The organism is Bacillus sp. SJ-10 (assembly GCF_002843505.1).
GTDB classification, from domain to species: domain Bacteria; phylum Bacillota; class Bacilli; order Bacillales; family Bacillaceae; genus Bacillus; species Bacillus velezensis.
Map to the genome: position 1 here is coordinate 1981613 of NZ_CP025258.1, position 13477 is coordinate 1995089.

The window sequence follows — 13477 nt, forward strand, 5'->3', positions numbered from 1 at the left end:
TATTATAATGGTTCATACTAAAGTCACGGAGGTGTCAGTCACATGGCAGAAGATACAAAACGCAGCATCCCGCTCCTCCCTTTAAGAGGCTTATTGGTATACCCGACAATGGTTTTACATTTAGATGTAGGCCGTGACAAGTCGGTTCAGGCTCTTGAACAGGCAATGATGCATGATCATATGATTTTTTTAGCCACTCAGCAGGATATTTCGATAGACGAACCGGGTGAAGAGGATATTTTCGCCGTCGGCACTTATACAAAAATTAAACAGATGCTGAAGCTGCCCAACGGTACGATCAGAGTGCTTGTAGAAGGAATTCAGCGGGCGCAGATTCTTGAATACGCCGAGCTCGAAGATTATACTTCGGTCGATATACAGCTGATGCATGAGGATGATTCAAAAGACGTGGAAGACGAAGCGCTTATGCGGACGCTGCTGGACCATTTTGACCAGTACATAAAAATTTCTAAAAAAATCTCCGCAGAAACGTATGCGGCTGTGACTGATATTGAAGAGCCCGGCAGAATGGCGGATATCGTCGCTTCTCATCTCCCGCTGAAATTAAAGGACAAGCAGGACATTTTAGAAACGGCGGATATTAAAGAACGTCTGAATAAGGTCATCCGTTCCATTCATAATGAAAAAGAAGTGCTGGAGATTGAGAAAAAAATCGGTCAGCGCGTCAAACGTTCGATGGAACGCACTCAAAAGGAATACTACTTGCGTGAACAGATGAAAGCCATTCAGAAGGAGCTTGGCGACAAAGAAGGAAAAACCGGCGAAGTTCAGTCGCTCACGGAAAAGATAGAAGAAGCAGGCATGCCTGAGCGTGTCAAAGAAACGGCGCTTAAGGAATTAAGCCGTTACGAAAAAGTGCCGTCAAGCTCAGCGGAAAGCTCTGTTATCCGCAACTATATTGACTGGCTCATCGCCCTTCCGTGGTCGGATGAAACAGAAGATAAACTTGACATTAAAAAAGCCGGGGAAATCTTAGATAAAGAGCATCACGGCTTAGAGAAAGTGAAAGAGCGGATTTTGGAGTATTTGGCCGTGAAACAGCTGACGAAAACGCTGAAAGGGCCGATTCTTTGTCTGGCCGGACCTCCGGGAGTCGGTAAAACATCTCTTGCAAAATCAATCAGTACGAGCATGGGGCGCCGTTTTGTGAGAATTTCACTGGGCGGAGTGCGCGATGAGTCTGAAATCCGCGGGCACCGGCGTACATACGTCGGAGCGATGCCGGGCCGTATTATACAGGGGATGAAAAAAGCCGGTAAACAAAATCCCGTCTTTCTCCTGGATGAGATCGACAAAATGTCGTCTGATTTCAGAGGCGATCCGTCTTCGGCGATGCTTGAGGTGCTGGATCCGGAACAAAACAGCACATTCAGCGACCACTATATTGAAGAGACGTTCGATTTATCGAAAGTGCTGTTTATCGCGACTGCGAATAACCTTGCTTCCATACCGGGACCTCTCAGAGACAGAATGGAGATTATCAGCCTGTCAGGCTACACTGAAAACGAAAAGCTGGAAATCGTGAAGGACCACCTGCTTCCGAAACAAATCAAAGAGCACGGGCTCACAAAGAGCAACCTGCAGATTCGGGACCAGGCGATTACGGACATCATCCGCTACTATACGAGGGAAGCCGGCGTGAGAACGCTTGAACGCCAGATTGCCGCCATTTGCCGAAAGGCTGCGAAAGCCATTGTGTCTGAGGAGAGAAAACGCATTACCGTTACAGAGAAAAATCTGGCCGACTATCTCGGAAAACGGATATTCAGATACGGACAGGCGGAAACCGAAGATCAAATCGGGGTTGTCACGGGGCTCGCGTATACGACGGTCGGCGGAGATACGCTGTCAATCGAAGTGTCATTGTCACCGGGAAAAGGAAAGCTGATTCTGACCGGGAAGCTTGGAGATGTCATGCGGGAATCAGCGCAGGCCGCTTTCAGTTATGTCCGCTCGAAAGCGGAACAGTTCGGAATCGACCCGAAATTCCATGAGAAGTATGACATTCATATTCATGTCCCTGAAGGAGCGGTGCCGAAAGACGGCCCTTCTGCCGGAATTACGATGGCCACGGCGCTCGTTTCAGCATTAACGGACCGTGCGGTAAAACGCGAAGTCGGTATGACGGGAGAAATCACGCTGCGGGGCCGCGTGCTTCCGATCGGCGGACTGAAAGAAAAGGCGCTCGGCGCGCACAGAGCGGGCCTGACTACTATTATTGCGCCTAAAGATAACGAAAAAGATATAGAGGATATTCCAGAAAGCGTCAGAGAGGGACTGAAGTTTATATTCGTTTCTCACCTGGATGACGTTTTGGAACATGCCTTAGTAGGAGAGAAGAAATGAAAGTCACAAAGTCAGAAATCGTGATCAGCGCGGTCAAACCCGAACAGTACCCTGATGGGGGGCTTCCGGAAATCGCGCTGGCGGGAAGATCAAATGTAGGAAAGTCATCTTTTATCAATTCATTAATCAATCGGAAAAACTTGGCCAGAACGTCATCAAAACCGGGGAAAACACAGACCTTAAACTTTTACATCATCAATGATGAATTGCATTTTGTCGACGTTCCCGGGTACGGATTTGCGAAAGTTTCCAAAAGCGAGCGGGAAGCATGGGGGAGAATGATTGAAACCTATATGACGACCCGCGAAGAGCTGAAAGCCTGCGTGCAGATTGTCGACCTCAGGCATGCGCCGTCTGCTGAAGACGTGAACATGTATGAATTCCTGAAGTATTACGGCATTCCTGTCATCGTTATCGCGACAAAAGCGGATAAGATTCCAAAAGGAAAATGGGACAAGCACTTAAAGGTTGTCAAACAGACGCTTGATATGGATCCTGAAGATGAGCTGATTTTATTTTCCTCTGAAACGAAAAAAGGCAAAGATGAAGCCTGGGGAGCCATTAAAAAAATGATCAGCCGGTAATGAAAAACCCAAAACGCAGTGCGTTTTGGGTTTTATCGTATAGTTTTGTTCCGCTTGATAAACAATAATAAAAGGCTGATTCCGATGAAAACATACGGCCAGTATGTTTTGAAGTGTTCCGTCGGAATATGGACGGACTCCAGCCATGCCGTAATTTGTTTAAAGAAGTATAAAAAGAGGGAAAAACCAATCATGGCAACCGCTTCGTATACATATTCTTTTCTGGCTGCCGCAAATAAGGAGAATCCGAAGACGAAGAGAATCATTTCAAAATCTCCCGGCCACCATGAGAGCTCAGGTTTGGCGAAAAAGTGTAAACCTATGCCGAAAAGAAGCATGCCGATCAGGACGTGAGGCCCGGCCGCTTCCTTTTTGCCCTGATACAAGAGCACGGCGCCCAAGAGCATAAGGAGCACCGGCCATTCCCCCTGATTCGCAAACAGGTGAACCTGTCCGCTCTGAAGCCATGCGAATAATGAAGCGGCAAGCATAAGTCCCGGTAATAAAATTGATGTTTTTTTCATCCTGTCACCTACCCGCAGTAAAGGATTTTTAGTATGATGATTAAGTGGAAACGAGCTTTTTATACTATAGCATAACATTTTTGAAATCTGTTCACATTTTCCCGAAGAAACTATGTTATAATTATTATAAATAATAAATTCTATGTTAGAATAATTATAAATAAATTGCGATGTACGGGGGTGCATGAAAGCGATGCATATTCTTGTTGTGGGAGTAGATTATAAATCCGCCCCTATTGAAATACGTGAAAAAATAAGTTTTCAGCCGGATGAGCTTGCAGAAGCGATGCTCCGTTTAAAAGAAGAAAAAAGCGTTCTTGAAAACATTATCGTGTCAACCTGCAACCGCACCGAAATATATGCGGTGGTCGACCAGCTTCATACCGGCCGTTATTATATAAAGACATTTTTATCCGAATGGTTCTCGCTGCCGAAAGAAGAGCTGTCTCCGTTTCTGAAATTTTATGAGAGCGACGCGGCGATCGAGCATTTATTCCGTGTGGCGTGCGGCTTGGATTCCATGGTCATCGGAGAAACGCAAATACTCGGCCAGGTCCGCTCGAGCTTTAAAACGGCGCAGGCAGAAAAGACGATCGGCACCATTTTCAATGAGCTGTTTAAACAGGCGGTGACCGTCGGCAAACGCACGCATGCCGAAACCGATATCGGCGCCAATGCCGTTTCCGTCAGTTACGCCGCCGTTGAACTCGCGAAAAAAATCTTCGGCTCATTGTCAAATAAGCACATTTTGATTCTCGGTGCGGGAAAAATGGGCGAGCTCGCCGCAGAAAACCTGCACGGTCAGGGCATCGGCAAAGTAACGGTCATCAACAGAACGTTTTTGAAGGCAAAAGCGCTTGCTGACCGTTTCTCCGGAGAAGCGCGCAGCTTAAACCAGCTTGAACATGCACTTGCTGAAGCTGATATTTTAATCAGTTCGACAGGCGCAAGTGATTTCGTCGTGTCCAAAGAAATGATGGAGAGAGCGGGCAGACAGCGGAAAGGCCGTCCGTTATTTATGGTGGATATCGCTGTGCCGCGAGACCTCGATCCGGCGCTTAACGATCTTGAAGGTGTTTTTCTGTACGATATTGATGACCTTGAAGGAATCGTTGAAGCTAACTTACAAGAACGCCGTGAAACCGCTGAAAAAGTCGAGCTGTTTATTGAAGCGGCAATTGTTGAGTTTAAGCAGTGGCTTAATACGCTCGGCGTCGTGCCGGTCATTTCGGCGCTGCGTGAAAAGGCGCTGTCCATCCAGTCCGATACGATGCAGAGCATTGAGCGCAAGCTGCCTCATCTGACGGTAAGAGAGAAAAAACTTCTCAGCAAACATACGAAAAGCATCATTAACCAAATGCTGCGCGATCCGATTCTGAAAGCGAAAGAGCTTGCGGCTGAAGCGGATTCAGATGAAAAGCTGAAGCTGTTTATGCAGATATTCGATATTGAGGAAGAGGCCGGCCGCCAGCTGGACAAAAGCCTGGATAACCGCCAGACGGTTCATTCGTTTCAAAAGGCAGAAGCAAAAACGGGCTTACGTCCGCTTGTAAGTGAGTGAGGGCTGTATGATTGATACAGCAATGGCAAGACTTAATGAAGCGACAATTGTTATTTATGCAGTAAGCGTCCTTTTTTACTTTATAGATTTTCTTCAACACAACCGGAAGGCTGGGAAAATGGCCTTCTGGTTGCTTTCTATTGTCTGGACTCTGCAAACCGTCTATCTTTCTTATTTCATGTGGCAGACGGGCAGATTTCCGGTCTTGAATATTACAGAGGCCCTTTACTTTTATGCGTGGGTGCTTGTCACGCTCTCACTTGTGGTCACGCAGATTCTGCGCGTTGATTTTATCGTATTTTTCACGAATGTCATCGGTTTCTCGATGATTGCGATCCATACGTTTTCACCGACGGATCAGCATTCGGCCGCTTTTTCCGGCCAGCTGGTCTCAGAGCTTTTGGTCATTCATATTACAATGGCGATTCTGTCTTACGGCGCTTTTTCCCTTTCTTTTGTCTTTTCGCTTCTTTATCAGTTTCAATATTCTTTATTAAAGAAGAAAAAGTGGGGAAAATGGCTGTTGAGAATTGAAGATTTGTCAAAACTTGATTATATGGCTTACGTTTTAAATGTCATCGGGGTTCCGATGCTGCTGTTGAGCCTGATATTAGGCGTGATCTGGGCGTATGTGTCGCTGGAAACGCTGTACTGGTTTGATTCAAAAGTGCTCGGTTCGTTTATTGTGCTGCTTTTATACAGCTACTATTTATATATCAGAATGATTAAGGAACTGCAGGGAAAAGTGGCGGCGTTATGGAATTCAGCATGTTTTCTCGTGCTGATGATTAATTACTTCCTGCTCGGAAGCCTGTCGCAATTCCATTGGTTCAGTTAACGCACGCGCCCAAACAGATTCGGGAGGAAAGAAAATGAGAACGATTAAGGTAGGTTCCAGACGGAGCAAACTGGCTATGACCCAGACAAAATGGGTGATTAACAAACTGAAGGAATTGAACCCTTCCTATAACTTTGAAATCCGGGAGATTGTCACAAAAGGCGACCGCATCCTTGATGTTACACTGTCAAAAGTGGGCGGCAAAGGTTTGTTTGTCAAAGAGATTGAACAGGCGCTGCTGCATCAGGAGATTGATATGGCGGTTCACAGCATGAAAGACATGCCCGCCGTTTTGCCTGAGGGTCTTGTCATAGGCTGCATACCGAAACGTGAGGATCCGCGTGATGCGCTGATTTCAAAGGGGCATCAAAAGCTGGACGGCATAAAAGAAGGGGGCATCATCGGCACCAGCAGTTTAAGAAGAAGCGCCCAGATTCTTGCTGAACGCCCTGATCTTACAATTAAGTGGATCAGAGGCAATATCGATACGAGACTTCAAAAGCTTGAAACGGAAGATTACGATGCTATTATTTTAGCGGCTGCGGGACTTTCGAGAATGGGCTGGAAAGATGATGTCGTATCTGAATTTCTCGAACCGGACCGCTGTCTGCCTGCGGTCGGCCAAGGCGCTCTTGCCATTGAATGCAGAGAGTCGGATGAGGAGCTTTTGAAGCTGTTTGCGCAATTTACCGATGAGTATACGCAGCGCACGGTGGCAGCCGAACGGGCTTTCTTACACGCGATGGAAGGCGGCTGCCAAGTGCCGATAGCCGGGTATGCGTCCGTCAATGACCGGGATGAGGTTGAATTGGTCGGTCTTGTCGCGTCTCCGGACGGAAAGACGATTTATAAAGAAACAGCGGCGGGACATGATCCGGAAGAAATCGGGAAACGCTGTGCGGCGATGATGTCTGAAAAAGGAGCCAAAGCATTAATCGACAGCGTGAAACAGGAGCTCGATCAGGATGGCAAATGACCTTCCTTTACAAGGAAAGACCGTGCTTGTCACCCGGAACAAAAGACAGGCCGCACCGTTCCGAAAAAAAGTGGAGGCGCTCGGCGGAACGGCTGTTTCCGCTTCGCTGATCGCTTTTCAGGAAGCGCTCCCGGATGAATGTGCGGACAGTCTCCGGGAAGACCTTTCTGAGCCGGGATGGCTTGTGTTTACAAGCGTAAACGGTGTCCGGTTCTTTTTTTCCTATCTTGATCGGCACGGTCTTGCGCTTTCGGGACGGAAAAAAATCGCAGCCGTCGGTGAAAAGACTGCGCGCGCCCTGAAAGAGCGGGGAGCCCGGACGGATGCGATGCCTGACGAGTATGTGGCGGAATGTCTGGCTGATACTTTAAAACGGCACGCATCAGCTGCCGAACCCATTTCAGTGATAAAGGGCAATTTATCACGCGATGTCATAAAAGCGGAGCTTGAGCCGCTTGGCTATCAAATAAGGGAATGGGTGTTATACAATACCATTCAGGATGAAAAAGGCATGGACGAGCTGAGACGGGCTGCATCCCGCTCTCATTTTGATTTTATTACGTTTACCAGCTCATCGGCGGTGCATACGTTTATGCACGCGGTCGGAGACGGAGAAAAAGCGTGGGAAAACAGCGGTGCGAGCTATATCAGCATCGGCCCTTTGACAGAGAAAGCGCTCTTGGAATACGGGATCTCATCCCATGTGCCTGACATCTATACGATTGAAGGCATGCTGGACGTCATGTGCAGCATGTCGGGAAAGGATTGATAATGATGAATCAAACATTTAACAGACACCGCCGTTTGCGCGCGAACGCTGCGATGAGAGATTTAGTAAAAGAAACACGTCTTCACCCCTCAGATTTTATTTACCCGTTATTTGTCGTTGAAGGACTCGAAGGAAAAAAAGAAGTTCCTTCCATGCCGGGGGTTTATCATGTATCACTCGATTTGTTAAAGGATGAAATGGCTGAGCTGATATCGCTCGGCATTAAGTCAGTCATCGTTTTCGGCGTGCCGGAAGAAAAAGACGCCTGCGGAACCCAGGCTTTTCACGATCACGGCATTGTGCAGAAAGGGATTGCTGAAATTAAAAAGCATTATCCTGAAATGATCGTAATCGCTGATACGTGTCTCTGTGAATACACGGATCACGGCCATTGCGGCGTCGTGAAAGACGGAGAAATCCTCAATGACGAGTCGCTTGAACTGCTGGCGCAGACAGCCGTCAGCCAGGCCAAAGCAGGCGCTGACATCATCGCTCCTTCAAATATGATGGACGGTTTTGTCACAGTGATCAGAGAAGCGCTCGACAAAGAAGGATTCACGAATATTCCGATCATGTCTTATGCCGTGAAATATTCAAGTGAATTTTACGGTCCGTTCCGCGACGCGGCTGACAGCACGCCGCAGTTCGGAGACCGAAAAACATATCAGATGGATCCGGCCAACCGCTTGGAAGCGCTCCGTGAGGCTGAATCAGACGCGGCAGAAGGCGCTGACTTTTTAATCGTCAAACCGTCTATGTCATACTTAGATATTATGCGTGATGTGAAAAACCGCCATCACCTGCCGCTGGTCGCATATAATGTGAGCGGGGAGTATTCCATGGTGAAAGCGGCAGCCCAAAACGGCTGGATTAAAGAAAAAGAAATGGTGCTGGAAATTTTAACGAGCATGAAACGTGCAGGAGCCGATCTGATTATGACGTATCATGCAAAAGACGCAGCAAAATGGCTTGCTGAGTAACGATTTCATTTGACGGGAGCTGAGGCAGATGAGAAGCTATGAAAAATCAAAAGCCGCTTTTAAAGAAGCGCAGAAACTGATGCCGGGCGGAGTGAACAGCCCGGTGCGCGCGTTTAAATCAGTTGATATGGACCCGATCTTTATGCAGCGCGGAAAAGGATCGAAAATTTTTGATATTGACGGCAATGAATATATCGACTACGTCCTGAGCTGGGGGCCGCTCATTTTGGGCCACACAAATGACCGGGTCGTTGAAAGCCTGAAAAAAGTAGCCGAGAACGGGACAAGTTTCGGGGCATCTACTGAGGTGGAAAACGAACTGGCCAAATTGGTCATTGACCGTGTGCCGTCTGTTGAAATCGTGCGGATGGTCAGCTCCGGCACAGAGGCGACAATGAGCGCCCTGCGTCTGGCAAGAGGATATACCGGCCGCAACAAAATTTTGAAATTCGAAGGCTGTTACCACGGCCATGGCGATTCGCTGCTGATCAAAGCGGGATCCGGAGTGGCGACACTCGGCCTGCCGGACAGCCCGGGCGTGCCGGAAGGAATAGCAATGAATACGATTACCGTTCCATACAACGACTTGGAAAGCGTTGCACTCGCATTCCGGGAGTACGGTGAAGATATTGCCGGGGTCATTGTTGAACCGGTAGCAGGCAATATGGGCGTTGTTCCGCCGCAGGAAGGCTTTTTACAAGGACTTCGCGACATTACGGAACAGTATGGCGCGCTGCTCATTTTTGACGAGGTCATGACCGGTTTTCGCGTGGATTATAACTGTGCGCAAGGGTATTTCGGCGTGACGCCTGACTTAACGTGTCTCGGCAAAGTCATCGGCGGCGGTCTTCCTGTCGGTGCGTATGGCGGAAAAGCTGACATTATGGAACGAATCGCGCCGAGCGGTCCGATCTACCAGGCGGGAACATTGTCAGGAAATCCGCTTGCCATGACAGCGGGACTTGAGACGCTACAGCAGCTCACACCTGAATCTTACCAAGAATTTGTGAAAAAAGGCGATATGCTTGAAGAAGGCATTTCAAAAGCAGCTGCAGCACATGGCATTCCGCACACGTTTAACCGGGCGGGTTCCATGATCGGCTTCTTTTTCACAAATGAGCCTGTCATTAACTATGAAGCAGCCAAATCTTCTGATTTAAAGCTGTTCGCCAAATATTATAAAGGGATGGCCGACGCAGGCGTATTTCTGCCGCCGTCTCAATTTGAAGGATTGTTTCTCTCCACTGCGCATACAATGGAGGATATTGAAAAAACCATTCAAGCCGCTGAGAAAGTGTTCCAGGCGATCAGCCGCTGATAACGAAAAGCCGATGCAAGCAAGACTTGTATCGGCTTTTTTCAATGCCTCCATTATCATATTTTCCCGGATTGCGGCATACACCTTTAGTGACATCTAATTGTATGGATTAGATGAAAGGAGGATATGAACTTGCCGCATAATCACCGATTGCAATTTTCTGTTGAAGAATCAATCTGTTTCCAAAAAGGACAGGAAGTTTCTGAATTACTTTCGATTTCATTAGACCCTGACATCAGGGTGCAGGAAGTAAATGATTATGTCTCAATTAAAGGATCATTAGAACTTACTGGCGAGTACAACATAGATCACAGCAGTCATTTTGAAGAGCTTGATAGGGAGCTGAGGCATGTAGAGGAAGTGAGGGCGAGGGAGGATGGCACGGCCGAGCTCATTCATTGTTTCCCGGTGGACATCACGATTCCGAAAAATAAAGTGAGCCACCTCAATGATGTTTTCGTATTTATTGATGCCTTTGATTATCAGCTGACGGATTCAAGGATCTTAACCATTCAAGCTGATTTGGCAATTGAAGGGCTGCTTGAGGAATCCGAGCCAAAAGAGCCGGAGATCCCTTTGTACGTGGCGCCTGAATTTGCCAGAGAAGAAATGATCAATCTTGCCGGACATTATTCTGAGGACGAAAACGAACCAGAATTAATGATACGCCATGAGCCTGAAATACCTTTGACTGTATCAGAAGAAGCAGCACAAGAAACCGAGAAGAACGAGGAAGAAACTCCGCCTTTACTCAGGCAGGAGGAAGAAGAGCCGGAGACTGCTCCGATTCTGAGGGAACGGGAAGAAGAGCCGGAGACTGCCCCTATTCTGAGGGAGCGGGAAGAAGAAGAGCCGGAGACTGCCCCTATTCTGAGGGAGCGGGAAGAAGAAGAGCCGGAGACTGCTCCGATTCTGAGGGAACGGGAAGAAGAAGAGCAGGAAGCAGCCCCGATTCTGAGAGAGCGGGAAGAAGAAGAGCAGGAAGCAGCCCCGATTCTGAGGGAGCGGGAAGAAGAAGAGCAGGAAACTGCCCCGATTCTGAGGGAACACAAAGAAGAAGAGCATGAGACTGCCCCGATTCTGAGGGAGCAGGAAGAAGAAGAGCATGAGACTGCCCCGATTCTGAGGGAGCAAGAAGAAGAAGAGCATGAGACTGCCCCGATTCTGAGGGAGCGGGAAGAAGAAGAGCATGAGACTGCCCCGATTCTGAGGGAGCAGGAAGAGGTGCCGAAACCTGTTTCCTTTACTGAGCCTCCTCCTCCCGTTTCCTTTCAACACGAAGAAGAGCCGGAAGAAGCTGAGGAGCCTGCAATCATGTCGGCTGTGAGGAATGAACCTGTATTTGAGGATGATTCAGCAGAAGTGCAGGAAGAGCCAAAAGATGATAACGAGCCGGTTTTCCCTGCGTTCACTCTGACTCCGCATGCGGAAAAACCAAAAATTGCGGAACAGCCCTTCCTTCAAAAAGAAGAGCAGCCAGAGGCCGAGCCGCTTCTCCGTCAGAGCGATCATGAGGCGGCAGAAGACGAAGATGAGCCTGCGGTTTTTCAAGAAGAGCAGGCGCCCGTTTATCGCGAGTTCGTTCCGGAACAGCAGGAAGAGGAGTTTTACAGCGCTCCTAAGCTGCTTGAAGAAGAGGCTCATGATGAAGAAGGGTTTGAAATTGAGGTAAGGAAGATGGCGCAGCCGGAGGAGGAAACCGGGAAGCCTCTCGATTTGTCTTTTCAGTTTTCCAAACTGCCGCCTGAGGAGCCGGCGCAAGCTGAACCGCCTGAGCCGCTTAAGTCTGAAAGAAAGAATGAAGAAGCGGCACCGGGAACCGAGCAGAAGGAAAATGACAACTCTCATTACTTGACAAAATTATTTACAAGGGAAGAAGAAAAGTTTTCAAGAATGAAAATTTGTATCGTACAGCAGCAAGATACTATCGACCGGGTGTGTGAACGATATGACATAACATCCCAGCAGCTCATCAGAACGAATGCTTTATCGTTTGATGACGAGCTTGAAGAAGGTCAGCTTCTGTATATACCTGAATATAATAACAGCCATGCGTAAGCACAAAGAGGCCGTAAAAATGTGGTGAATGGAATGGAAGCAGTCCAATCAGTGCTTCAGGAATACGGGCTGGCGGCAGAGTATATTGAGCCTGTCAGCCCGCATGTTTGGAAGGTCTACTCAAACTACGGCATTTTTGCTTTGAAACAGCTCAAGCCGGCCCGCAGCAGTGAATTTACGGATCTTATGATTGAGATTGAGGAGAAAGGCTACCGTTCGTTTGTGCCGATCTGCCGCACGTATGCCGGCGATTTTTTTGCGGGAAGACAGACGGAGAATTCTTATTATTTAATGCCTTGGCTTCAGTACGATCAGGAAGAAGAACGGGATCAAAAACATGTTTACCTTTTTAAAGAGGTCGCGAAGCTCCACTCCGCGACTGTGCGGGACATCCAAATCCGGACTGAAGATATCAGCGGCTTTTATGAAGTAACGAAAAGAGATTGGGAAAATGATAAGCTTGTCTATGAACAATTCGCCGACCGGGCGGAAAAAGAGTGGTACCTTTCACCTTTTGAACTGCAGGCTGTTACGTATCTTACAGAAACGGTTTCCGCCGTCAATTTTGCTCTGGAACGTCTGGAAGAATGGTTTGACGCGGCAAAGGATCATGACAAGACGAGAGCGGTGATCAACCACGGCAGCTTATCGAGCCGCCACTTTCTGTATAATGATGCGGGATCGGGCTTTTTCACGAATTTCGAGAAAGCTGCGCTGGGCCCTCCGCAAAACGACCTGCTCGGCTTTTACTCCAGAATGTTCAGAAGCTATCCGAAAGCATGCCCGGAGTGTCTGGACTGGTTTTATACGTATCACAAATCATTCCCGCTCCGTGAAGCGGAAATCAGCCTGTTTCTCAGCTATATGGCTTATCCGTCCGCCATGTACAAAGTGCTGAAACGGTATCAGACCGGCCAAAGGGGCTCTGAAAAAGAAGAGTGCACGCAATTATTAAGAGCGTTTTGGCAGATGAAAAATGTTGAGCCTTTTCTCATGAAGGTTCATCAGATTGAGCGGGAGAAAAAAATAAAAGCGGAAAACGAGTCCTCTTCATAACGGGACTCGTTTTTTTATATCCATTCCAAATGCAGGGCGCACGCTAAAAACAGCAGGATGGCAAGCAGCAGGACATCAAAAGTCGTCGGAAAGAAAATCGTCCTGATCCCCTGAAAGATCGTAATCGGGATAATGACTTGCACGGATACAAGGCGGACCTGTCTGGCCCACTGGGGGAGCGAATAAGAATTGAATTTTTTTCTCACGGGCAATTCCTCCTCACATTCGCCTTTCTATGTATCGTATGTAAGGGAAAGGGCGGGGTGCATGCCCATTTATGTATGACGGCAGCGGTTTTTGGAAAAGATGATTGACGAATCAAAAACACTTTTACTATAATAAAGAACATAATAAATAAGATCATGAGCTGATATAAATACACCTGCTTTGAACGGGAAGAGTACAAGAAAGACGCATGAAGAGAGAGAAGCTACTGTGCTGAAAGG

The 13477-nt window shown here is 47.8% G+C and carries 12 protein-coding genes and 1 other annotated feature (1 of these 13 only partly in view); of the genes, 10 read left to right on the top strand and 2 right to left on the bottom strand.

The window, feature by feature from the left end:
- Positions 1–42 precede the first annotated feature (42 nt).
- Together lon and yihA are read left to right on the top strand one after the other, a co-directional pair.
- Positions 43–2367, top strand: coding sequence for an endopeptidase La (gene lon, locus CXL14_RS10130; RefSeq protein ID WP_014418556.1), 2325 nt, complete (start codon positions 43–45; stop codon positions 2365–2367).
- Entirely contained in the window at positions 2364–2951 is a 588-nt protein-coding gene (gene yihA / locus CXL14_RS10135) for a ribosome biogenesis GTP-binding protein YihA/YsxC (RefSeq protein ID WP_003152626.1), read from the top strand. The genes lon and yihA overlap by 4 nt, the downstream gene beginning before the upstream one ends.
- Before the next feature lie 32 nt (positions 2952–2983).
- Here the strand turns inward: yihA and CXL14_RS10140 are convergent, their stop codons facing one another.
- Positions 2984–3475 carry a hypothetical protein gene (locus CXL14_RS10140; protein WP_014418555.1) on the bottom strand — a complete coding sequence of 164 codons (492 nt, stop codon included), beginning with the start codon at positions 3473–3475 and terminating at the stop codon, positions 2984–2986.
- Positions 3476–3668: 193 nt separating this feature from the next.
- Between CXL14_RS10140 and hemA the strand changes: the two genes are divergently transcribed.
- The 8 genes from hemA (at position 3669) to ysxE (ending at position 13031) form a co-directional block, all read left to right on the top strand.
- Entirely contained in the window at positions 3669–5036 is a 1368-nt protein-coding gene (gene hemA / locus CXL14_RS10145; RefSeq protein ID WP_003152628.1) for a glutamyl-tRNA reductase, read from the top strand.
- Positions 5037–5043: 7 nt separating this feature from the next.
- The gene (locus CXL14_RS10150) at positions 5044–5874 is read left to right on the top strand and encodes a cytochrome c biogenesis protein (protein ID WP_007408154.1); all 831 of its coding nucleotides are present in this window, start codon (positions 5044–5046) and stop codon (positions 5872–5874) included.
- A gap of 34 nt (positions 5875–5908) precedes the next feature.
- Positions 5909–6850 (top strand): hydroxymethylbilane synthase, encoded by a 942-nt coding sequence (gene hemC / locus CXL14_RS10155; protein WP_012118114.1) that lies wholly within the window; start codon positions 5909–5911, stop codon positions 6848–6850.
- Positions 6840–7619, top strand: a complete 780-nt coding sequence (locus CXL14_RS10160) for a uroporphyrinogen-III synthase (RefSeq protein WP_014418554.1) — start codon at positions 6840–6842, stop codon at positions 7617–7619. Before hemC ends, CXL14_RS10160 begins: the two co-directional genes overlap by 11 nt.
- A 5-nt stretch (positions 7620–7624) precedes the next feature.
- Entirely contained in the window at positions 7625–8599 is a 975-nt protein-coding gene (gene hemB, locus CXL14_RS10165; RefSeq protein ID WP_015240312.1) for a porphobilinogen synthase, read from the top strand.
- A gap of 28 nt (positions 8600–8627) precedes the next feature.
- The gene (hemL, locus tag CXL14_RS10170; RefSeq protein WP_014418553.1) at positions 8628–9917 is read left to right on the top strand and encodes a glutamate-1-semialdehyde 2,1-aminomutase; all 1290 of its coding nucleotides are present in this window, start codon (positions 8628–8630) and stop codon (positions 9915–9917) included.
- 132 nt (positions 9918–10049) lie between these two features.
- Positions 10050–11975, top strand: a complete 1926-nt coding sequence (locus CXL14_RS10175) for a LysM peptidoglycan-binding domain-containing protein (protein ID WP_032863550.1) — start codon at positions 10050–10052, stop codon at positions 11973–11975.
- A 33-nt stretch (positions 11976–12008) separates the two neighbouring features.
- Complete coding sequence (gene ysxE / locus CXL14_RS10180; RefSeq protein WP_014418551.1) at positions 12009–13031, top strand: spore coat protein YsxE; 1023 nt, start codon at positions 12009–12011, stop codon at positions 13029–13031.
- A gap of 14 nt (positions 13032–13045) precedes the next feature.
- Here the strand turns inward: ysxE and CXL14_RS10185 are convergent, their stop codons facing one another.
- Entirely contained in the window at positions 13046–13237 is a 192-nt protein-coding gene (locus CXL14_RS10185; RefSeq protein WP_003152639.1) for a hypothetical protein, read from the bottom strand.
- Between the two features lie 172 nt (positions 13238–13409).
- Positions 13410–13477, top strand: a binding site (T-box leader) (it continues 154 nt past the right edge of the window).